Origin of the sequence: Corallococcus sp. NCSPR001, assembly GCF_017309135.1 — a bacterium.
Taxonomy (GTDB): Bacteria; Myxococcota; Myxococcia; order Myxococcales; family Myxococcaceae; genus Corallococcus.
Genome location: NZ_JAFIMS010000002.1, coordinates 4,111,051 through 4,132,291, shown reverse-complemented (window position 1 = coordinate 4,132,291; position 21,241 = coordinate 4,111,051). Strand labels below are relative to the sequence as shown.

The following is a 21,241-nucleotide window of genomic DNA, read 5'->3' as shown; positions in this document are numbered from 1 at the left end:
CAGCCGACGCGGAAGCGCCCAGCACGGGTGGCCCCGCGGGTGGATTGGGCTGAGTCGCCGCTCCCGGCGTGGGCCGGACCGGCATGGCGGCACCGACCGCCGGCAGATCCGGAGCGGAGGGCCGCTTCGGTGTGGCGGCCGGCATCGGCATCGCCGGGGTCGCCCCACCCTTCGCGGCGGGCACGGCCATTCCCGGACGCGGCGGAGACGCCGGCCGGGCCATGGCCGGCATCGACTGCTGATAGCTCGTGGGCGCCGCTTCGATCTCCGCGAGCGACGCCTGCTCCACGCCCTGCGGCGACACCTTCGCGTGCGGCGGCGCGAGCACCCGCCGGATGGGCCGGGTGACGTCGTCGTCATCCTCCGGCGCCACCCACACGAAGGTGAACTCCACCGGCCCCACGGTGATGCGGTCGCCGTCGCGCAGCTGCTTCTCGCCGTCCAGCGGATGGCCGTTCAGCTGCGTGCCGTTCGCGCTGCCCACGTCCTCGGCGAAGTAGCGCCCATTCTTCGCCGTGATGCGGGCATGACGCCGGGAGACACCGTGGTCATGCAGCACCAGGTCGTTCTCCGAGGTCCGGCCGATCTTCACTTCGGCCTGCTCGAAGGCGAGCTCCCGTCCAACCTGGAGCCCCTGGGTGATGGTGAGCAGGATGGGCAGAGGACTAGCCCCCGACGTTGCCGAACATGAACTGGAACACGATGGGCCCGAAGAGCACCATGAACACCGTCGGGAAGATGCAGGCGATGAGCGGGAAGAGCATCTTCACCGGCGCCTCGCCCGCGAGCTTCTCCGCGCGCTGCGTGCGGTCGATGCGCATCTGCGTGGACTGGATGCGCAGCACCTTGCCCAGGCTCGTGCCCATCTTGTCCGCCTGGATCAGCGCCGTGACGAACGTCGTCAGCGACGGCAGGTCCACGCGCACGATCATGCTCTTGAGCGCCTCTTCACGCGTCTTGCCCATCTTGAGCTGCTTGAGCACCAGTTGCAGCTCCTCGCGCAGCGGACCCTGGCGGCCCTTCTCCACCACCTTCGCCAGCGCGCCCGTGAAGTCCATGCCCGCTTCCACCGACAGCGTCAGCAGGTCCAGGTTGTACGGAAGCGCGCGGCTGATGGCCAGGTGACGGCGCTTCACCTGATCGTTCAACCAGATGAGCGGATAGAACAGGCCCAGCAGCATCACCAGCAGCGACCAGGCCAGGTTCATCCCGATGCCGTTGACGACGAACAGGCCGGCGAGCAGCGCGAAGAAGGCACTCACCTCCTGCAGCGCCATGATGTCCTCGGGCTTGTACTGGGACGGCTCGCCCGCCTTGATCAGCTTGCGGCGCGTCTTGGACTCGTAGCCCGGCCACATGAAGCGCCGGTTCATCGCCCCCAGCTTGCGGATGGCGACGGAGCCCGCGCCCTTCATGCCGCCTGCGGACTCGTCGCGGACCTCCGTGAGGAAGCGCTCCAGGAGGTTGGAGTACAAGCCGATGCCCAGGAACGCCACCGCACCCGCGGTCAGCAGTGCCGAGCCGCCCATCAGCAGAAATGTCAGGACGTCCTGCACGGTGCGCCTCGTTTCAGATGTCGATGTTGACGATGCGCCGGATGATGAGGATGCCCATGATCTCCATGATGGCGATCAGGGTCACCAGGATGTAGCCGAAGATGTGGTTCATCATCGGCTCCATCAGGTCCGGACGCATGTAGTTGAGCACCATGCCCAGCACCGCCGGCATGGCCGCGACGATCCACCCTTGAAGCTTGCCCTGGGACGTCAGCGCGTCGATCTTGCCTTCCAGACGGAAGCGCTCGCGGATCACCGTGGAGATGGTCTCGAACATCTCCGCCATGTTGCCGCCCAGCTGGCGCGCGATGTTGGTGGACACCACCACCAGCTCCAGGTCGTCGCTGCCCACGCGGCGGCCCATGTTGACGAGCGCCTCCTCCAGCGGCACGCCCAGCTTCACTTCCTTCACGAAGAGGCCGAACTCCTGGGACAGGGGCGGCATCGCCTCGCGCGCCACGTGCTCGATGGCCTGGGGGAACGTGAGGCCGGCCTTGAAGGCGTTGGCCATGGCCTGCAGCGCGTCCACCAGCTGCACGTTGAACTTCTTGATGCGGCGCTTGCGGTAGTGCTTCACGAGCAGCATCGGCAGGAAGAAGCCGAAGATGGTCGCGAGCACCGCCAGGATGGGGTTGAAGATGATGTAGCTGAGGATGCCCAGAAGGCACATGCAGGCGATGTTGAGGATCAACATCTGCCGCGCGTCGATGAACAGGAACATGTCGCTCAAGTCGTTCATCGACTTGGCGACGTACCGCTCCTGGTACTGCTCATACGCCTTCGACAGGACGCTGAAGATCACCAGGCTGAAGAAGAACACCGAGCCGGTGACGAGAAGGAGGACGATACCTGCGAGCATGGGCGCGAATCCCCGGGGGATGAGGGAGGGGTCGGCAGGGCCGCTTCAGCCTGGAGGCGAAGCAGCCCCGCGCGCGACGACTACGGAGCTCCGGCCGAGGCCTTCTCGCCGCCGCCACTGCCCTTGATGATCTGGATGATCTCCCGGCGCTTCTGCTCCAGCACGCGGGTGCGCTCGCCGGAGAGCAGCGTGCTGATGGTCGCGCGGCCGCGCTCCTCGATGAGGTCCACGTCGTCCTCGTTGCGCAGGGACAGGGTCAGCTGCCCCAGCTCCGCCGCCAGCACCAGGATCTCCGCCTCTTCCGGCAGCACCATCAGCGAGACGTTGGAGTACTCGCGCTGGTTCTCGGGGATGAGGTTGATGTTCGTGGTGCCGGTGATCTTGCCCGTGGCGACCACGATGATGTTCTGCAGCAGCGTCACCGCGACGCTCTCGTCCGTCTGCGGATCGCGGAACGTGCCGATGATGTCCACGTGGTCGTTGGGGCGGATCCACCCGCCCACGGCCGTGGTCTGCTTCGCCTCGATGGTGATGGCGCGCGCCTTCTTCTGCACCTTCGTGGACAGGCGCTCGGCGGCCTTCGTCGTCTCGAACTGGCTCCAGAGGATGGGGTCGCCGGCCTGCAGCGCCACCAGCACCTTCTGGTTCACGATGTAGTTGGCGGAGTCCGGCTTCACCACCGACGAGGTGACGAACTGCTCCGGCACGGAGCGCTGGGAGATCATCTCGTACGTGATGACCGAACCCTCGGGCATGTCCTGGCCCGCCACCACCACGGGCACCAGGTTCCACCCGCGGCGCACATCCGATTCCTTCTTCTTGATGGCCGAGTAGGCCACGATGCCCGCGAGCAAACCGAGCACCAGTGCGACGACGAGCGGGGTCTTACCCTTCAACATGGTTCAAAGTCCTCCAGAACGGTGGGGCGCCGTCGTGGCGGCAGGACTGCTTTGGACGAGGGGGCGATGCCAGGGCGCGAACGGGCAAGATGTTAGCCATGCCCCAGAGCAGGTGTCAAAACCACCTCTCGCGACAAAGCGGAATCCCAGGACCTCCGGCACTCACGGAGCCTGCCCGCCCAGCGGGGAGGACGGCTCGACGCAGCGGGTGGATCCGCGGCCTTCCGTCCCTCAGGGGAACGGCAGGTTCAGCACGAAGTAGAACGAGTCGTAATAGATCTGGTACGCCTCGAGGAACAGGTCGATGACGTTGGTCTGCCGGTCATCCGTCCAGCGGATCTTCACCGTGGCGCCGATGACGAGCCCGACGATCAACACCCAGTTGATCATCGAGTACTCCACCATGGCCTGGCCACGGCGGGCCCGGCGCGGGGAGCGCGGCGGCGACTTCCGGGGGCTGTTCACGGGGGGAGCGTGCACGTCCGACGTCATGTCCCCATTATCCAGGACCGAGGCCCCGGACGCATCGGTCATGTGGACTGCCGCCCTCCCCTACTGCGCGGGCTGGGCGGGAGCGGCCCCGGCCGGAGCCGCGGGAGCCGCGGGGGACGAGCCCTGACGCAGGCGGCGCTGGGCCAGTTGCGCCGCGCTGGAGCCGGGGGCCTCCGTGATGATCTGCCCGCAGACGGCGGCGGCCTCCTGGGTCCGGCCCTGCACGGACTCCGACTCGCACAGCCGTGAGAGCAGCGCCAGCCGCTCGCTGCCGCTGGCTCCGGCCGAGAGCGCGGCGCGCAGCAGCCGTGCCTCCCGGGCGCGGTCTCCCTGGTTCGCGGCGGCCTGGGCCTGGGCGGACAGGTCGCGCGCCGCCATCGCCTCCTTGGAGGCGGACTTCTCCACGGGCGCGGGCTTCGCGGCCTCCGCGCGGGCGGAGGACGTGGCGGTCGACGGTTTCGGGGACACCGCACCGCCGATGGAGCCGATGGAGCCCGTGGCGGCGGGCGCCATGGGTGCGGCCTGGACCACGGGGGCGGAGGCCACGGAAGGCGGTGGCGGAGGCGCGTCGGCGGCGACGCTCTCGTCGTCGGTGCCGAGCCCGCGGCCATAGGCCGCCTCCCCCAGCCGCAGGGAGTCGCCCTTCGCGCCCATGGCCTTGTCGCTGAGCTTGCCGGAGGAGCGCCGCGGCGCGGGTTCCTGCTTCGCGAGGGAGCCGACGCCGGGCGCCTCTTCCTTCGGAGGCGCATCCATCGCGGGCGCCCCGGCCGAGGACTGCTCGAGCGCGGCGAACTCCTCCGCGTCGTCCCGGACGGCCTTGGACACCTTCTTCCTGGGAGCCTCGGCCTCCGCGCGGCGCTCCAGCAGCGCGCCACCGCCGCCCGCGTTCATCCAGTCCGACGGACGGGCCGCGGCGGCGTCCTTGCGCTTCACCTTGGCCTCCACCTGGTTCTTGCTGAACTCCAGCTCGCGCGGCGCGGACGCCAGCGCGTCCGCGTCACCCTCGGGCACGTCCACCTCGAGGGTCGCGCTCGAAGGCGGCGCGGGGGCTGGGGCGCTCGGGGCGCTCTTCGCCTGCGTCGACGAATCCTGCTTCGCCGCCTCCATCGCCAGGGCAGGCGCGGCCTTCCGCGACAGGTTCGGCGACAGGTCGACGTTCTCGCTCACCGTCAACGTCAGCAGGCCGAAGGTACCCACCGTGGCCAGGCCCACCGCGGGCAGGAGGAAGCGGCGCCAGCGCGAGGGCTTCGGCTCGGGGCCGGCGGCGGCGCGGCGCGCGGACTGCTGTGCGTACGCGAGCAGCGACTCCAGGCCCGCGTCCGGCGCGGGCTCCGACGACAGCTGCGCCATGGTGGTGCGCACGCCGCGGATGTCCGCCAGCGCCTTGGTGCAGCGCGCGCACCCCTGGACGTGCTGCTCCAGCGCCTGGGCCTCCGACGCGGGCAACTCGCCGTAGGCGAAGTCGAGGAGCCGGTCCTCGTGCGCGTGGGCATTCTGGGCATTCATCCCGCCACCGTCCTTCCATCCTCCGACAGGTCGCCGTCCACGCCCAGCTCACCCAGGCGGCGGCGCAGGCCCTCCAGCGCGTAGCGCATGCGGCTCTTCACCGTGTTCTCGGACACGCCCGTCACCTCGGCGATCTCCTTGAACGGGATGCCGCTGTACTCGCGCAGCACGAACACCTCGCGCTGCTCCTCCGGCAGGGCTGACAGGGCCCGCTCCAGGAGCGGCCGGAGGCGGGCGTTGTGCGCGCCGCGCTCCGGGCTGGCCCCGGCATCCGGCAGCCCCTCGCCCAGCGGACGTCCCTCGTCGCCGTCGGCACCCGCCGAGGGGGCTTCCAGGGACGTCGCCTGGCGGTAGCTCTCTTTGCGGGTGCTGTCCACGCAGAGGTTCCTCGCGATGGTGTACAGCCAGGTCGTGAACCGGGCCTTGGGCTCGTATTCCCGGGCGCTGCGGACCACCTTGAGCCAGGTCTCCTGCAGCACGTCCTCCGCCCGCGCCCTGTGGCCCACGAAGCGCAGGATGAAGTTGAACACCGGCGCGCGGTGCTTGCGCACCAACGCTTCGAACGCACGCGCGTTTCCCGCCTGGAAGGCGAGCATCAGCTGCTCGTCTGAGGTTTCGGGTGCCAAACTTCCCCCAGTGCCCATGAAGCCACGGGTGCCATCCCCTTCACCGCCCACGGCCTGTAACGGACAGCCGTGCGCGAAAGGTCTATTCCGGCCGTGGCCGCCGGTAAGTGGCGAGAATGACAGGGACCGCCACCCCTGTCACCAGAAGTGCCTGCGCCAGCAGCACCGCCGGTAGCGGGCGCTGCACATGCACGTACAGCGAGCGGCCGAGCCCCACTCCCAACAGGATGCCCGTCAGCGTGCGCACCGCGTTGGAACCCGAAGCGGGCCGGAAGCGTCCCACCGCCCAGTCCACGAGCGCGGGCAGCGTGAGCCCCAGCACCACCGGCACGTCCCACTCCCACTGGAGCGGCGCCTTCAGCGCGAACAGGCCGGCGAAGACGGCGGCGAGCACCGGGTACGTGCCCAGGCACCGCGCGCACACGCGCACGCCCGCGAGCACGTACGTGCGGTTGTACTCATCCGGGTGATGATGGCTGAGCCAGAACACCGGCACCTCCTCCGGACGTGGAAACAGCGGGTCCGTCCCGCACGCCGCGCGAATCCCCTTCGGCCAGGAAGCACGCCGCGGCGTGGCCTCCGCCCAGGGGATACAGCGGCGGGGATTCGCGGCGGCAGCGCTCCATCGCATGCGGGCAGCGCGGATGGAACGCGCAGCCGGCCGGCGGCGACAGGGGCGAAGGAGGCTCGCCCGGCAGCAGCTGGCGCGCGCGGGGATGCTCCGGATCCGGCACGGGCACCGCGGACAGCAGCGCCTGCGTGTACGGATGGCGGGGCCCGGCGTACAGCGCCCGGGACGGCGCGACCTCCACGATGCGGCCCAGGTACATCACCGCCACGCGCGTGGACACGTACTCAACAATCTTCAGGTCGTGCGCGATGAAGACGTAGGTGAGCCCGCGCTCGCGCTGCAGGTCCACCAGCAGGTTGACGATCTGCGCCTGGATGGAGACGTCCAGCGCGCTGATGGGCTCGTCCGCCACCACCAGCTCCGGACGCAACGCGATGGCACGTGCAATGCCGATGCGTTGACGCTGGCCGCCGGAGAACTCATGCGGGTAGCGCTGCCGCGCCTCGCGGGGCAGCCCCATGGCGTCGAGCAACGCCAGCACCTCGTCCTCGCGCGCCTTGCCCTTCGCCAGGCCGTGGATGGCGAAGGGCTCCGCGAGGATGTCCCCCACCGTCATGCGCGGGTTGAGCGACGCGTACGGGTCCTGAAACACGAGCTGCATCTGCCGGCGCAGCGGCCGCAATTCGCGCTGCGACAGGCCGGTGAGCTCGCGGCCGGCCACGCGGATGGAGCCGGAGGTCGGGTCGATGAGCCGCAGCACCGCGCGCCCCAGCGTGCTCTTGCCGCAGCCGCTCTCCCCTACCAGGCCCAGCGTCTCGCCGCGGGCGACGTCGAAGGACACGCCGTCCACCGCGCGCACCGTGCCGCGCGTGCGGCCCAAGAGGCCGCCCCTCACCGGGAAGTGCACCTTCAGGTCGCGCACCTGGAGCAGCGGTTCGCTCATGGCGCGGGCACCGGATGATGGCAGGCGGCGGACTGGCCTCCGCGCTTCGGCTCCAGCACGGGGGTGACGCGCGCGCACAGCTCCGAGGCGCGGTCGCACCGGTCGCGGAACGCGCACCCGGACGGCAGCGCGGTGAGCGACGGCACCATGCCGGGAATGGCCTTCAGGCGCTGGCGTCCGCCCTCCCCCGCCGCGCCCGCGTCGTGCAGCGACGGGATGGAGCGCAGGAGGCCCGCCGTGTACGGGTGCGCGGGCCGCGCGAACAGCTCGCGCACCGGGGCCTGCTCCACGATGCGGCCCGCGTACATCACCACCACCGCGTCGCAGCTGCCCGCCACCACGCCCAGGTCGTGGGTGATGAGCATCACCGCCATGTCGCGCTCGGCCTGCAGGCGCTTGAGCAGCTCCAAAATCTGCGCCTGGATGGTGACGTCCAGCGCCGTGGTGGGCTCGTCCGCGATGAGCAGCGACGGGTCGCACGCGAGCGCCATGGCGATCATCACGCGCTGGCGCATGCCGCCGGAAAGCTGGTGCGGGTACGCGTCCACGCGCTCGCCGGGCGCCGGGATGCCCACCTGACGGAGCATCTCCACCGCGCGCTCACGCGCCTGGGCCTTCGTGGCCCCCAGGTGCAGCCGGACGCCCTCGCCAATCTGCTCGCCCACGGTGAACACCGGGTTGAGCGACGTCATGGGCTCCTGGAAGACCATGGCCACGTGCCGGCCGCGCACGCGCCGCATCTCCTTCTCCGGCAGGGCCAGCAGGTCCTCGCCCCGGAAGCGCACCTCGCCGCCCACCACGCGGCCGGGCGGCTGGGGAACGAGCCGCATCACCGACAGCGCCGTGAGGCTCTTGCCGCAGCCGCTCTCCCCCACCACCCCCAGCGTGCCGCCGGGAGGAACGGTGAAGGACACGCCGTCCACCGCGCGCACCGTGCCGCGCGGGAGCGACAGCTGGGTGACGAGCCCCCGCACGTCCAGAAGCGGGGCACCGGCGGAGGCCCCGGGGGACGGCGCGGCTCCGGTCACTTCTGGGCCAGCTCCTCCAGGAACTCCGCCTCCTGGATGAGCCCCTTGCGGATGAGCAGGCGGATGAGGCTCGCGACCATGCGCGCGGGCTTCACCTTCTCCGTGTCCAGGCTGGCCTCTTCACCGCGCGAGATGCGGTCGATGTCGTCCAGCACCGCCAGGTCCTCCTCGGAGAAGTCCGGCTTGGGCGTGAGCGCCACGGACGGCTTCACGCCCTGCGCGGCGCCTCCGAAGAGCACCACCGGCACGCGCGGCTTGCTCGGGTCCTCCGGCTCCGCGGCGGGCGGAGGCGGCGGACGGGCCGCGGCGGGCGGAGGCGGCGGACGCGGGGCCTTGGGGACCTTGGGACGGGGCGTGGAGCCCAGGATGTCCTCCAGCACCTCGGCGCCGTCGGCTCCCGACTCGTTGGGCGGCGGCGGCGGCAGGTCCCAGTCCAACGTCGGCGGCGCGGGCGGACGCGGCGGCGTGGGCGCGCGCGCGGCGGCCGGAGGCGACGGCGGCGACGGCAGGATGTCCGGCGAATCGTCTTCGTCCATGTCCATCGGTTCAGCCTCCACGATGTCCAGGGGCTCGCCCCGTCCGCGAGAGAGTGCCTGCTCCATGTCGTCCGGCGCGGCGACGAACACCTTGAGCGGCTTGCGCAGCTGGAAGCGCAGCTCGTCCACCAGCATCAGGTTGCCCGGGTCCTCCACCGCGACGTGGACCTTCTCGCTGCGGCCGTCCTGCTCCGCCGCGAAGAGGAGCACCCGGTGCTCGGACTGGAAGTCCATGGACACCAGCGAGGACACCGCATGCGGGATGTACTCGGGGATCTCCACGAACGGCAGCTCGTGCTGCGCCGCCAGCGCCCGCGCGATGTCCCGGCCCGTGCACAGGCCCATGGACACCAGCACCTCACCCAGCTTGCGGCCCTGGCCGCGCCTTCCCGACGCGAGGGCCTGCTTCACCTGCTCGTCCGTCACCACTCCGGCCTGGACGAGGAGTTCACCAATCTTCTTGCGCATGGCCGGGGGCTACCGCTTGACCTTGGCGAGGTATTCCTCGCGGGAGAAAACGCCCTTCTCGATGAGCAGCTCCACCATGGCCTTCAGCGCCGCGACCTCCTTGCGCTGGACCTCCTCCACGCTCTTGAGCAGGTCCGCGGGGCTGCCGGACGGGGCCTGACGGGGGGGCTCCGCCGGAGGGGCCTGACGGGGGGGCGGAGCGGCGGCCGGCTTGGGGGACATGGCGACGGCGGCGGCCGGGTCCAGGTCCTTGAGGTTCTTCACGACGGTGCGGCCCTGCGCGTCCACCACCTTGAAGTTGGTGTCCGCGTCCTCCAGCTCCGCCGTCTCCTCGTAGAGGCGCGCGAACGCCCGCGCCACGGAGGTGCGCCCGGCCACGTTGGCCACGATGCGGCACTTGGACAGGGCGCGCAGCTCGTCCAGGACGCGCACGTTGAGCGGGTCCGACATGGCGACGACCAGCGTCTTGCCATCGTCGCGAAGCTGCAGCGGCACCACGGAGAAGTCGCGCGCCGTCTGCGCCGGGATCTTGGCCTTCACGTGCGGCGGCACCATCTGCACGGAGTCCAGGTTCACCGCCGGCATGCCCAGCTGCTTCGACAAGGCGCGCACGAGGATGTCCTCGGAGACGAGGTTCATCCGGACGAGGATCTCGCCCAGCTTCCCGCCCCACTTGGCCTGCTCGGCGAGCGCCGCCTTGAGCTGGCTCTCCTGCAGGACGTTCGCCTTGATCAGCAGTTCTCCAAGCTTGATCTGTGCCATGTCGTGCGCGCCATAGTACCCGGTTTGCGCCGGGACGCTGCCTTTCGACGCCTGGAAGCTCAGGAACCCGGCGCTGGGGGCGGCCGGGACACCGGCCCCTCCGGCCGGACCTCCTGGCCCCGCGCGTCCACGTCCACCACCTTCGCCCCCTCGGGCGCGCCCATTTCATAGAGCGTCAGGTCCGGGCGGCCGTTGAGGCGGATGTCCGTGTACTTCAGGTCCAGCTTCGTGTCCGCCGAGGCGGCGATGAGGTGCACCTTGTCCGGGAAGAACTGGTCGCCCCGCTGCTGGAAGTCCTCGAACGCCAGGTCGTAGCCCGGCACGCCCCGGACCTCGCTCTTCACGATGCGCAGGTGTTTGGGATCCACGCGCAGTGTCTGCGTGGCCGGGCCCCGCTGGAGCTTGAGCACGTACACCCGCTCCTTCTCGTCCAGCTCCAGGGTCATGGACTCCGGCGGCAGCAGGGGGACCTGCCCCAGCATCACCGCCACCAGCTCCTCGCTCGGCAGGACGACGGGCAGGAAGCGGGACACGTTCTCCGCGCTCGCCGGGCCCTGGAGGTACGTGTTCTCCCGCGCCTGGTAGACGCCGAAGCGCTCACCGTCGGAGACGAGCGAGGCCACCGGACGGTTGAAGAAGTCGTACGTCTCCAGGTGGATGAGGGCCGGGCGGGTGATGGAGAGATAGGTGGAGAGCGTTCCGCTGCCCTGGGGTGAGTCCACGTGCAGCTTGGCGTCACCCTCCAGGTTCACGACCTTCGCCTGCCGCTCGCGCACGTGCTGGTAGAGCGTCTGGGCGTCCTCGATGCGGCCCTCCGGACCGAACTCGAGACGTTTGGGGCAGGCCGAACAGAGGAGGGCCAGGAAGATTGCGGCGGCTGCGCGGTTCATATGTCCTAGTGTGAGCCAGGGCCGCCTGCCCGGTCATCCATCATGAGCCTGAACGATCTACTTCATTACCTTCGCCTGGGCGGCGTCACCCTCGCCCTCCTCCTGGGCGCCTCCGTGGTGGCCCTGGGCGTGGCCATCGAGCGGCTCATCGCCCTCTGGGGCGTGAGCGAGCGCTCCCGCAACCTGGGGGAGATCGTCCAGAAGCACCTCCTCCGGGGTGACATGGCCGCCGCCCGCACCGCCGCCGAGCGCTCCGACGCCGTGGCGGCCGACATCTTCCTCGCCGGGTTCGACCGCTGGGAGCGCTCCCGCGCCAGTGGCGGCAACGGCATCGAGTCCGCCGTGGAGCGCGAGCGCGCCCAGGTGGGCTTGAAGCTGCGGCGCAACCTGTGGCTGCTCGCCACCATCGGCTCGACGACGCCCTTCGTGGGCCTCTTCGGCACCGTGGCCGGCATCATGCGCTCCTTCAAGGACCTGGGCGTGGACGTGGAGGCCGGCGGCACCGGCGGCTCCGCGGCCGTGATGACGGGCATCTCCGAGGCGCTCGTCGCCACCGCCGTGGGCATCCTCGTCGCCGTGCAGGCGATGGTCTTCTACAACTACTTCCAGGCCCGGCTATCCCGCGTGCTGGTGGAGCTGCGCCTGTTGGGCGACGAGTTCGCGGAGGTCCTCAAGGAGCGCTCCGCCGGTGGCCCGCTGCCGGACGCCACGCAGCCCCCGCGCGAGAGCGCCACGCCCCCCGCGCCCCGCCCGGATCCGCAGCCCGCCTCGTAAGGAGACACGCCCACCATGGCCATGGGAAAGACGCCCGGCTCGGGCGATGACGAGGTGGAGGGCGCGGGCTTCGCGGAGATCAACATCACGCCGCTGACGGACGTGATGCTCGTGCTGCTCATCATCTTCATGGTGACCAGCTCGGTCATCACCCAGCAGGGTCCGGGCGGCGGCGCGAAGGCGGGCCTCAAGGTGAACCTGCCCAAGGGCGGCGCCGCGGACGTCACCGCGAAGACCACCGACCTGTCCGTGGCGGTGCTGGCGGATGGCCGCTTCGTGCTCGCGGGCAACGTCGTCGCGGAAGCGGAGCTGAAGCAGGCCTTCGACGCCGCGAAGAACCAGAACCCAGACACCGTGGTCATCGTGCAGGCGGACGAAGGCGTTCCCCACGGCACCGTGGTGCAGGTGATGGAGCTGGCGAAGAAGGCCGGCCTCGCGCAGCTCGCCATCGGCGTGCGCGAAGGCAACTAAGCAAAAGGCCCCCCGGCGCGACGTGCCGGAGGGCCTTCTTCACTTCAGGACTTCAAGTGCCTCAGACGCCGCCGAACGCCGCGTCGGTGATGTCCATCGGGGACGTGTCCTCGGTGGCGATGAGGCGCGCGGCGAACTCCACGTTGGGCAGCACGTTGCGCGCGTACCACAGGGCGCTGAACTTCTTGCCCTCGTAGAACGCCTTGTCCGGGTGGTCGGCGGCCACGTTGGCGGCGGCCTTCTCCGCGATGACGGCCGCGTCCAGCAGCAGCCAGCCCACTGCGACCTCCGACATCATGTTGAGGAAGCGGTTGGCGGACAGCGGGATGAGCGGGAAGCGGCCCTGGTCCTGCGACCAGCCGAACAGCGCCATCGCGCTGGACATCAGGCCTTCCTGCGCGCCGGCCAGCGTCTTCACGGCCTCGCCCAGCACCGGGTGCTCGCGGTGCGCTTCCACGAAGCTGCCCACGTCGCCCATGAACTGCTGGAAGTGCGCGCCGCCCGCCTGGCCCATCTTGCGGCCGACCAGGTCCATGGCCTGGATGTGGTTGGTGCCCTCGTAGATGGAGAAGATCTTCGAGTCGCGCGTGTACTGCTCCACCGGGTAGTCCTGGATGTAGCCGGCGCCGCCGTACACCTGGATGGCCTGCGCGCAGAGGCGGAAGGCCTGGTCGGAGCCGTAGGACTTCACCAGCGGCGTCAGCACCTCCACCTGGCCCTTGTGGTAGGTGGCGGCGTCGTCGTCCTTGCCCGCCAGCTGCTTCGCCTTGTCCAGGTGCATGGCCAGCTTGATGACCAGCGCGCGGATGCCCTCCACGTGCGCCTTGATGTCCAGCAGCATGCGGCGCACGTCCGGGTGCTCGATGATGGAGGCGCGCGGCGCGGACGGGTCCTTCCACTTGGTGAAGTGGGAGCCCTGCTTGCGGTCCTTCGCGTAGTCGAGCGCGTTGTAGTACGCGGCCGACGCCAGGCTCACGCCCTGGATGCCCACGGCGATGCGCGCGCCGTTCATCATCTTGAACATCTGGCTCATGCCCACGTGCTCGACCGTGCCCACGAGCTCGCCCAGACAGCCGTCGTTCTCACCGAAGTTGAGGACACACGTGGCCGAGCCGTTGATGCCCATCTTGTGCTCGATGGACGCCACGGTGACGTCGTTGGACTGGCCGGAGGAGCCGTCCGCGTTGATGCGCAGCTTGGGGACGATGAACAGCGACAGGCCCTTGGTGCCCACCGGCGCGCCGTCAATGCGCGCGAGCACCAGATGGATGATGTTCCCGGCCATGTCATGGTCGCCGCCGGAGATGAAGATCTTCGTGCCCTTGATGCTGTAGGTGCCGTCCGCGTTGCGCTTCGCGGTGGACTTGGCCGCGCCCACGTCGGAGCCGGCGTGCGGCTCGGTGAGGCACATGGTGCCGCCCCACGTGCCGTTGAGCATGCGCTCCACGAACTGCTTCTGCTGCGCGGGAGTGCCACACTCGGCGATGACCTCCGCCGCGCCGAACGCCAGGCCCGGGTACATGTTGAAGGCCGTGTTGGCGCCGGAGAGGATCTCCTCCACCGTCACCTGGAGCATCATCGGCGCGCCCTGGCCGCCGTGGTCGGGGCTCACCGCCACCGTCTTGAAGCCCTGCTCGTAGAGCTTGCCCCACGCGTCCTTGAAGCCCTTGGGCGTGAAGACCGAGCCGTTCTCCACCCGGCAGCCCTCCCGGTCACCGACCGAGTTGAGGGGCCCCAGCACCTCGCGGGCGAAGCGGTACGTCTCCGTGAGGACCGCCTTCGCCTCGTCCGGGCCCCAGGCGTCATAGGGGGCCGTGCCCGCCACCTGGCCGAAGCCGAACTGCTCGAACAGCGTGAAGAAGATCTCTCGAAGGTCGGTCTTGTAGGTGTTGATGCCGGCGGACATGGCCACTCCTGCGTGGAGGGCTCGCTGCCTGCCTGCTTCCCGCAGGGCGGGAAAAAGTAAGGGTCAGCGGCCCATGTGACGCAGGAAGTGTGGCGTCGACTGATTTTTGAGTCAACCCAAGATGACACCCCGCGTTGACGAGCGGTCGAAGCCGCTCTACTCCAACGCGGGATTTCGTCTTGGAACGCCTACTTCTTGGCCTTCTTCGCGGCCGGGAGGGACGCTGTCTTCGCGGCGGGCTTCTCCCGGGGGGCGGTCTTCTTGGACGAGGCGCCGGAGCGGGGCTCGCCCGACTCCTCGTCGTCGTCCTCGTCGTCCTCGTCCCGGTCGCGCTCCGGGGCGGCGGGCGCCGGGGCGCTGGTGGCGGCGTCCGGGGTGGCGGGCGCCGGGACGACCAGGCTCTCGCGGGGGACCTCCACCACGATGGGGGACTGGCCGGAGCGCTGCCGGTTCTCGTCCTCCAGGGAGTAGAAGAGCTGGATCTGCGAGCCGCCCTTCATGACGAGCTCGCCCTTCTGGTTCTCCGCCCAGAGGTCGATTTCGACGAAGTACCGGCCGCCGGAGCCGTGGCGGTCGCTCACGCGGCCCTTGCAGACCACGGTGTCGCCCGGCCACACCATCTTGATGAAGCGGACGTTGTAGCGCCGCAGCTGGCCGCCCCGGGCCCAGTCGCTGATGAGCTGGCCCAACATGCCCATGACGAGCATGCCGGGGGCGTAGACGGACGGCATGCCCACGCTCTTGGCGTAGAGCTCGTCCACGTGCACGGGGTTGTAGTCGCCGGAGGCGCCCGCGTAGCGCGACAGCTGGACGCGGTCCACCGGGGCCTTGGCCAGCGCCGGCAGCTCGTCACCGACGCGGATGGATTCGAAGTAGAGCTTGCGCGCGGGCATCAGACGTTCTCCTTGGCGGCACGCACCACGAGGGTCCGGCGGGCGCGGAAGACGAGGTTGCCCTCTTCGTCCCGGCCCTCGTCCTCGATGACCGCGATGTCCATCTTGCCGGACATGCCCGGCCGCTCGAAGACGTCCGACACGCGGGTGGACACGTAGATGCGGTCCCCCGCGAAGATGGGCCGCTCGTAGTCGAAGCCCTGCTCCGCGTGCAGCAGGCTCTTGATGCCCACCCCCAACAACTCCCGGAGGTCCGCGGCGGAATGGAACGACGCGGGGAACGTGGGCGGCGCGACGATGGTGGGATAGCCCGAGGCCCGGGCGTACTCCTCGTCGTAGTAGATGGGATTGTAGTCGCCGATAGCCTCGGCGAAGCGCCGGATGGCGCCCTTCTCCACCTCGTTGAGCGTCGGCGGCGAGGCGCGGCCAATCGCGTTCTTGTCCAGCATTTCCCTCTCCTGATGAGTCTTCAGCGTCCTGACGGAAGCTCGAGCACCGTCAGGAGCCCGGCCTCCGCGGCCGTCAAACGTGGCGCGGCATTCACCAGCGCGTTCGCGGTGGCCCGGTCGCCCGCCACTCCCCCCGGTATCTCCAGCACCAGCTTGGGATCCGCGTCGATCTCAATGCGATCCCGTGGGTTGTCCGCCCCTACCGCGATGGTCAGCTCCAGGCGGACCCGCTCCTGCCCCTCCTCCAAACCCACCACGGACTGGAACATGCCCGCGACGCGGCCTTTCTTCACGACAAATGCGCCGCCGGTGATGTCCTCCTCGGCGAACACGGGCGCGACCTCCTCCTCGAAGTCGTCGCAGTCCAGCCCCAGCCCCACCGCCGCCATCGCCGCGGACTCCACCAGCCCCACGTGACCCAGCTCCTCGCGGTCCACCAGGTCGAAGAACTCCTCCTCCGTCAGGCCCGCGCCCACCTTGCGCTGCAGGGCCTCGCGGCGCGTGCGGGCATCCACCACACGACTGGCGGTCACCTTGCGCACGGGGCCGCACACCTGACCGGCGGTGGCCACCAGCCGGTCCAGCACGAAGCCCGGGTTCACGCCCGTGCCCACGATGGCCACGCCCGCCTTCTGCGCGGCGCGCTCCAGCTTGTCCGCCAGCTCCGGGTACTTGAGGTGCGGGAACGCCAGCTCCTCGCAGGTGCTGGCCACCGGCAGGCCCAGCTTCAGCGCGTCCAGCAGCTGATCCATCACCTGGGAGAGCCGGGAGCTGGTGGCGTGCAGCACCACCACGCCCTTGCGGCGCCCCACGGCCTTCTCCAGCGAGTCCGACACCTTGAAGCGCGGGCCGGCCTGCCCCAGCACGTCGCCCAGGGGGCGACCCACCAGGGAGGGCTGCGAGTCCACCGCGCCCATCAGCTCCACTTCGGGGGATGACAGGGCCGCCCTGGCAATCTCCTGCCCGATGAACCCCAGCCCCATCACCACCACCGGCACCGGCCCATCAGGGGCTCTAGCCATCGGAGATTGCTCCCGAATTCCAAGGGGTTACAGCCATTTACGTTGGGTAGGCGGCCACCATAGAACACGGCTCGACGGGCAGGCAAGCAGGACGTGGAGTCCGGCGACCACCTGTTTGAGGGAAACTTCAAGAATTCCGGTAGTTTGGCGGCACTGGAAAGCTTGGGGGGGCCTGTTTGCCCGTCTGCGGACCGGCTATAAGAGTCTGAGAAAAACGCAGCCACTCGCTCGGAGCGTATCAGCCCATGGCCCGAATCCTCGTGGTGGACGACGACGTGCTCATCCTCGCGGCGCTGTCCCGGATCCTCCAGGCGGAGGGTTACGAGGTCGTGACACACAGCGACCCGGTGGTGGCGGCGCGGGAGCAGGGGTTCGACGTCGTGCTGACGGACTTCATGATGCCGTACCTCAACGGCATCGAGCTGCTGTCGGCGCTCCGGGAGAAGAACCCGCGCGCGGTGCGGCTGATGCTGACGGCGGCGGCGGACTTCAAGACGGCGTCGGAGGCGGTGAACCGGGGCGAGGTCTTCCGCCTGCTGGGCAAGCCGTGGGCGCTGAGCGAGCTGACCAGCAGCATCCGGCAGGCCTTCGAGCACCACCGGCTGGTGGCGGTCAACGAGCGGCTGACGCGCGAGGTGGCGGAGAAGAACGCGGAGCTGCTGGCCATCAACGAGGGGCTGGAGCGCCGGGTGATGGAGCGCACCACGGGCCTTCTGGACGGGCTCATCAGCGCGCTGGACTACCGCGACACGGAGACGCAGTGGCACTCGCGGCGCGTGTCGCTGTACGCGCGGCGGCTGGCGCAGGAGATCGGCCTCACCGGACCCGCGCTGGACGTCGTGGAACAAGGCGCGCTCCTGCACGACATCGGGAAGATTGGCGTGCGCGACTCCATCCTGCTCAAGCCCGGGCCGCTCACGCCGGACGAATGGGTGGAGATGAAGCTGCACCCGGAGTTCGGCTACCGGATGCTGGCGAAGATGCCGTACCTGCACGAGGCGGCGCTCATCGTCCTGCAACACCAGGAGCGCTGGGACGGCAAGGGCTACCCGCTGGGGCTCAAGGGCGAGGAGATCGTCATCGGGGCGCGCATCTTCTGCCTCGTGGACACGCTGGACGCCATCACCTCCGACCGGCCCTATCGCAAGGGGCGCCCCATGAGCGTGGCGCGCGACGAGGTCCGCCGCTGCGCGGGCACGCAGTTCGATCCGATGCTCGCGGACGCGTTCCTCGGTCTGCCGGAGACGGAGTGGGCCCGCATCCGCCGCGAGGTGGAGGAGATGGAAGAGGCGGAGGGCCACCGCTGGACGGGCGCGAAGCTCGACGCGAACGGACAGCCCGTGCCCGCGCGCGCCGCCGGGGCCTGACGCGCGAGGGGCCCGCCTCAGGGGGCGCGGGTGCGGACGATGACGTCGTCGATGATCGTGCCCTCCAGGAGCGCGTCCACCACGTCCATGCCTCGAACCACTTCACCGAAGGCCGTGTAGCGGCCATCCAGGTGCGGCTGCGGTGAGTGGGTGAAGAAGAACTGGCTGCCGCCGGTGTCCTTGCCCGACAGCGCCATGCCCACCGTGCCCCGCGCATACGTCCGGCGCGTCATCTCGCAGCGGATGGAGTAGCCGGGGCCACCCTCCCCGTCTCCGCGCGGGTCTCCGCCCTGCGCGACGAAGTCCGGCACCACGCGGTGGAAGGTGATGCCCCGGAAGTAGCCCTGCTTCGCGAGCGCCACCAGGTTGCCGCCCGTGAGCGGCGCTTCCGGATCCAACAGGACGGTGATGTCGCCCTTGCGCGTGCGCAGCGTGAGCGTCGTGCCGGAGGGCGCGGCGGGCGGACGGTACGTCTCCGGAGGCAGCTCCACGCGGGCGGAACGGACCCGAGCGCCCGTGAGGGACGTGAGGGACTCGGCCGCGACCCGGCGCACGTTCGCGTGCGGATGCGCCAGCCATTCGCGCAGGCGGGGTTCCGCGGCCTTTCCCTGCAACGCGACCAGCGCGCCGGCCACCGCCTCCGCCAGGTCCGGCTCCTTGGGGACGCGGTCGGCCAAAGCCTGCACCGCGGTCAGGGCCTCGGCGTCCTTCAGCTTGCCGGCGGCGGCCGCGGCCAGCCCCGCCACCACCGCGTCCCCTCCTCCGATGAGCGCGCGGATGGGCGCCATCGCCTCGGGCACGGGGCGCTCGGAGAGGGCGTCCAGCGCGGCGCCGCGCACGATGGCGCTCACGTGGTCCAGGTAGGGCACCGCGAACGCGGCGCCGGTGGGCGGTCCCTTGAACTGCGCCACCTCGTGCAGTCCCAGCGCGAGCCATCGGGCTTCGGGGACGCGGCCGTAGCCGCACTGGCGCACCTGCTCCAGCGGGCCCTGCTGCCGGTCCATGGCCGCCGCGAAACGGCAGTCCAGCCAGGCGAGGTCCGCGCGGGCTTCGTCGGACACGGCGGCGCGGTCTGCTTCCGCCAGCGCACTCCTCATGCGCGACAACACCGGCCGGCCCTGGAGCGGAAGTCCCTGCTGCGCCACCGCCAGCAACGCGTGGCCCTGGGCCGCCTTTCCCTCCGCGACCTGCTTCGCCCGGTACACCTGGCCTTCCAGCGCGAGCAGCGGCTCACAGGGCGGGCCGGCCTCGCACTTCGCGGCGAGCTTCGCCAGCGCACGCGCCACCTCCGCCGACGCGCGGGACGTGGCATGGCCCAACATCCGGTTCAGCGCCAGCGCGTCCCGCGGGCTGCCCAGGTCGCCCAGGCTCTTCACGCACGGGGCCATCACATCCGTTATCGGATTGGCCACGCAGGAGCGGAGCGCATCCACGCCGTCCAGCCGCTTCGACGCCGCCAGGAGGTACGCCCCGGCGACGTTCACCTCGCTCCGCAAGCGGGGATCCAGCAGCGCGCGGATCGTCTCCAGGGGGACGTTCGCCACGGCCTCGGGCCCGGCCTTGCGCGCGGCCACGCCCAACGCCGTCGCCGCGGACGCGGACCAGGGGCCATTGGCCGGAGACAGCCGGGCCGTCAGCACCTCCACGGCGCCAGGCGTGGCCAGCTTGCCCAGGGACTCCAGCAGCGTGTTGCGCACCCGGGCGTAGGCTTCCGAGGCCTCGGCGCGCACCAGCGCTTCCGTGAGCGCCGTCCGTGCGGCCTCCGGAAGCGGCTCCCACGACTGCGCCAGCTCACCCGCCGCGAAGGCGGCCTCTTCGCGCACGGCATTGCGCGGCGCCGTCAGCCCGACGAGGACGGCCTCCAGCGTCTCCACGTCCTGGATCCGCGCCAGGGCCCGGAGGGCGCGCACGCGCACGACCCCATCCGGCGCGGAGGTGGCGAGCCGCACCAGCTCACCGCCTCCCAGCGAGCGGCGGTCCTCCCAGTCCTGGATTTGCTCGATGAGCCGGGCGGGCTCGACCGGGGGCGGAGTCACGTCGGGCGCCGGCACCGAGCGGACACAGGCGCTCACGAGGAGGAGTCCGGCGGACACGGCGGCGGGCAGGCGGGCCATGTTCGAATGGGCTAGGTCAATTCTCCGCGAAAATCCAGGGGTTATGGCGCTGAACAGGTTTGACAGCCCCGCGCCGGGGCCGGGAAGATGTCGGGCCGTTTCCCCCCTCCCGGAGCACCGGCCCTGAACTGCCCAGGCTGCAATCGCAAGGTCGCGGAAGACACCGCCATCTGCCCCCACTGCGACCACATCATCGACGAGTCCTTCCTTGGGGGAGCCGGGGATGCGGGGGACTCCGGCGGCGAGGACGAGAGCACCGGCGTCCGGCCTCCGCCGCGCTCGCGGCCCCCTCCGGCCCGCGCCGCTCCGGAGCCTCGTGCGCGCCCCGCTCCGGCCCGCGCCAGGACGGGCGCCCGCCCCGCCGCGCCGCCGCCGAGCGACGACGCCACCAACGTGCGGAGCATGGACGACATCGCCCGGGAGAAGGCCCAGCGCGCCGCGGCTCCCGCCCGGGGCGGTGGCGCCGCCAAGGCCGCTCGCGCCCCGGCTCCCCGCCGCGCCCCGGCGCCCGCTCCTGTCGAGGAGGATGAGGACGACGTGGGCGACGCGGTGGCGGACCCCTGGTCCCGCGAGGCCCGGGAGCTGGAGTCGCCCCGCTCCCCCATCGACGATCCGGAGGTCCTGCTGGATGACGCGCGCTCGTTCCTGCGCGAGCTGCAAGGCGGCGACCGCATCGCGTTCTGGGGCGCGACGCTGGTGGTGCTCTCCTGCTTCATGCCCTGGAAGGAGACGGCGGCGGACGGCGACTTCCTGGGCCTCATCAGCCTGGGGTTCGTGTCCTTCATCTTCGCCGTGGCGACCATGGTCTTCGTGGGCCTGCGGGCGCGTGAGGTGATGACCTGGGTGAACCCCATGCTGCCGTGGGGCGCGCAGATGGTCTGCAGCGTGGTGACCCTCATCTGGTCGCTGGTGTTCCTGAAGCTGTCCTCGGACACCACGCTCGTGCCGTCGCCGCTGGGCAACGCGGAGATGATGAACTCGTCACCGAGCATCGGCTGCTTCCTGGGCATCCTCGGCGGCGTCATCGCGGTGCTGGGCACCTTGATGGGCCTGAAGCGCCAGGAGTAGGCCCGAGGATTTCGCTGCCGCGCCGGACGTGAGGCGGGCTA

Annotated in this window: 22 protein-coding genes and 1 pseudogene; 5 read left to right on the top strand and 18 right to left on the bottom strand. The window is 70.4% G+C overall.

What is annotated here, in order from left to right:
- Window positions 1-248: 248 nt before the first annotated feature.
- Complete coding sequence (locus JYJ93_RS40120) at window positions 249-500, top strand: hypothetical protein (RefSeq protein ID WP_242543855.1); 252 nt, start codon at window positions 249-251, stop codon at window positions 498-500.
- Here the strand turns inward: JYJ93_RS40120 and JYJ93_RS40115 are convergent.
- The 13 genes and pseudogenes from JYJ93_RS40115 to JYJ93_RS18770 all read right to left on the bottom strand — a co-directional run.
- Window positions 437-592 (bottom strand): annotated as a pseudogene (locus JYJ93_RS40115) (FHA domain-containing protein); the annotation flags it as partial. The gene JYJ93_RS40120 and the pseudogene JYJ93_RS40115 overlap by 64 nt on opposite strands.
- Window positions 593-665: 73 nt before the next feature.
- The gene (locus JYJ93_RS18825) at window positions 666-1,556 is read right to left on the bottom strand and encodes a type II secretion system F family protein (protein ID WP_206793219.1); all 891 of its coding nucleotides are present in this window, start codon (window positions 1,554-1,556) and stop codon (window positions 666-668) included.
- Between the two features lie 13 nt (window positions 1,557-1,569).
- Entirely contained in the window at window positions 1,570-2,415 is an 846-nt protein-coding gene (locus JYJ93_RS18820; RefSeq protein ID WP_206793217.1) for a type II secretion system F family protein, read from the bottom strand.
- A gap of 80 nt (window positions 2,416-2,495) precedes the next feature.
- Entirely contained in the window at window positions 2,496-3,314 is an 819-nt protein-coding gene (gene cpaB, locus JYJ93_RS18815; protein ID WP_206793216.1) for a Flp pilus assembly protein CpaB, read from the bottom strand.
- A gap of 231 nt (window positions 3,315-3,545) precedes the next feature.
- Entirely contained in the window at window positions 3,546-3,806 is a 261-nt protein-coding gene (locus tag JYJ93_RS18810; RefSeq protein ID WP_120565599.1) for a hypothetical protein, read from the bottom strand.
- A 60-nt stretch (window positions 3,807-3,866) separates the two neighbouring features.
- Window positions 3,867-5,312: a zf-HC2 domain-containing protein gene (locus tag JYJ93_RS18805; RefSeq protein ID WP_206793214.1), complete on the bottom strand. Its 1,446-nt coding sequence runs from the start codon at window positions 5,310-5,312 to the stop codon at window positions 3,867-3,869.
- On the bottom strand, window positions 5,309-5,956 hold the full coding sequence (locus JYJ93_RS18800) for an RNA polymerase sigma factor (protein WP_206793212.1): 648 nt from the start codon (window positions 5,954-5,956) through the stop codon (window positions 5,309-5,311). Before JYJ93_RS18800 ends, JYJ93_RS18805 begins: the two co-directional genes overlap by 4 nt.
- Before the next feature lie 64 nt (window positions 5,957-6,020).
- A complete protein-coding gene (locus tag JYJ93_RS18795; RefSeq protein ID WP_206793210.1) occupies window positions 6,021-6,428 on the bottom strand; it encodes a DUF2085 domain-containing protein in 408 nt (135 codons plus the stop codon).
- Window positions 6,397-7,452: a dipeptide ABC transporter ATP-binding protein gene (locus JYJ93_RS18790; RefSeq protein ID WP_206793207.1), complete on the bottom strand. Its 1,056-nt coding sequence runs from the start codon at window positions 7,450-7,452 to the stop codon at window positions 6,397-6,399. The genes JYJ93_RS18795 and JYJ93_RS18790 overlap by 32 nt, the downstream gene beginning before the upstream one ends.
- Entirely contained in the window at window positions 7,449-8,480 is a 1,032-nt protein-coding gene (locus tag JYJ93_RS18785; RefSeq protein ID WP_206793205.1) for an ABC transporter ATP-binding protein, read from the bottom strand. Before JYJ93_RS18785 ends, JYJ93_RS18790 begins: the two co-directional genes overlap by 4 nt.
- Window positions 8,477-9,484: a general secretion pathway protein GspE gene (locus JYJ93_RS18780; protein ID WP_206793203.1), complete on the bottom strand. Its 1,008-nt coding sequence runs from the start codon at window positions 9,482-9,484 to the stop codon at window positions 8,477-8,479. The genes JYJ93_RS18785 and JYJ93_RS18780 overlap by 4 nt, the downstream gene beginning before the upstream one ends.
- Window positions 9,485-9,493: 9 nt before the next feature.
- A complete protein-coding gene (locus JYJ93_RS18775) occupies window positions 9,494-10,246 on the bottom strand; it encodes a general secretion pathway protein GspE (RefSeq protein ID WP_206793201.1) in 753 nt (250 codons plus the stop codon).
- A gap of 59 nt (window positions 10,247-10,305) precedes the next feature.
- A complete protein-coding gene (locus tag JYJ93_RS18770) occupies window positions 10,306-11,136 on the bottom strand; it encodes a DUF4292 domain-containing protein (RefSeq protein WP_206793199.1) in 831 nt (276 codons plus the stop codon).
- Between the two features lie 42 nt (window positions 11,137-11,178).
- Between JYJ93_RS18770 and JYJ93_RS18765 the strand changes: the two genes are divergently transcribed.
- Window positions 11,179-11,910 carry a MotA/TolQ/ExbB proton channel family protein gene (locus JYJ93_RS18765; protein ID WP_206793197.1) on the top strand — a complete coding sequence of 244 codons (732 nt, stop codon included), beginning with the start codon at window positions 11,179-11,181 and terminating at the stop codon, window positions 11,908-11,910.
- A gap of 15 nt (window positions 11,911-11,925) precedes the next feature.
- Window positions 11,926-12,381, top strand: a complete 456-nt coding sequence (locus tag JYJ93_RS18760) for a biopolymer transporter ExbD (RefSeq protein WP_206793195.1) — start codon at window positions 11,926-11,928, stop codon at window positions 12,379-12,381.
- Between the two features lie 61 nt (window positions 12,382-12,442).
- On the opposite strand, the gene JYJ93_RS18755 is transcribed toward JYJ93_RS18760, so the two are convergent.
- The 4 genes from JYJ93_RS18755 to JYJ93_RS18740 form a co-directional block, all read right to left on the bottom strand.
- Window positions 12,443-14,287 carry an acyl-CoA dehydrogenase gene (locus JYJ93_RS18755; RefSeq protein ID WP_206793193.1) on the bottom strand — a complete coding sequence of 615 codons (1,845 nt, stop codon included), beginning with the start codon at window positions 14,285-14,287 and terminating at the stop codon, window positions 12,443-12,445.
- Between the two features lie 188 nt (window positions 14,288-14,475).
- Window positions 14,476-15,180, bottom strand: coding sequence for a MaoC family dehydratase (locus JYJ93_RS18750; protein WP_206793191.1), 705 nt, complete (start codon window positions 15,178-15,180; stop codon window positions 14,476-14,478).
- A complete protein-coding gene (locus tag JYJ93_RS18745) occupies window positions 15,180-15,629 on the bottom strand; it encodes a MaoC family dehydratase N-terminal domain-containing protein (RefSeq protein ID WP_121715724.1) in 450 nt (149 codons plus the stop codon). Before JYJ93_RS18745 ends, JYJ93_RS18750 begins: the two co-directional genes overlap by 1 nt.
- Window positions 15,630-15,649: 20 nt before the next feature.
- On the bottom strand, window positions 15,650-16,651 hold the full coding sequence (locus tag JYJ93_RS18740; protein ID WP_206793189.1) for a dihydrodipicolinate reductase: 1,002 nt from the start codon (window positions 16,649-16,651) through the stop codon (window positions 15,650-15,652).
- Between the two features lie 245 nt (window positions 16,652-16,896).
- Here JYJ93_RS18740 and JYJ93_RS18735 point away from each other — a divergent pair, with 245 nt between their 5' ends.
- Window positions 16,897-18,018 carry an HD domain-containing phosphohydrolase gene (locus JYJ93_RS18735; RefSeq protein ID WP_206793186.1) on the top strand — a complete coding sequence of 374 codons (1,122 nt, stop codon included), beginning with the start codon at window positions 16,897-16,899 and terminating at the stop codon, window positions 18,016-18,018.
- Between the two features lie 17 nt (window positions 18,019-18,035).
- Here the strand turns inward: JYJ93_RS18735 and JYJ93_RS18730 are convergent, their stop codons facing one another.
- Window positions 18,036-20,132 carry a peptidylprolyl isomerase gene (locus JYJ93_RS18730; protein WP_206793184.1) on the bottom strand — a complete coding sequence of 699 codons (2,097 nt, stop codon included), beginning with the start codon at window positions 20,130-20,132 and terminating at the stop codon, window positions 18,036-18,038.
- An 87-nt stretch (window positions 20,133-20,219) separates the two neighbouring features.
- On the opposite strand from JYJ93_RS18730, the gene JYJ93_RS18725 reads away from it, so the two are divergent.
- Window positions 20,220-21,200 (top strand): zinc ribbon domain-containing protein, encoded by a 981-nt coding sequence (locus JYJ93_RS18725; protein WP_242544966.1) that lies wholly within the window; start codon window positions 20,220-20,222, stop codon window positions 21,198-21,200.
- Window positions 21,201-21,241 lie beyond the last annotated feature (41 nt).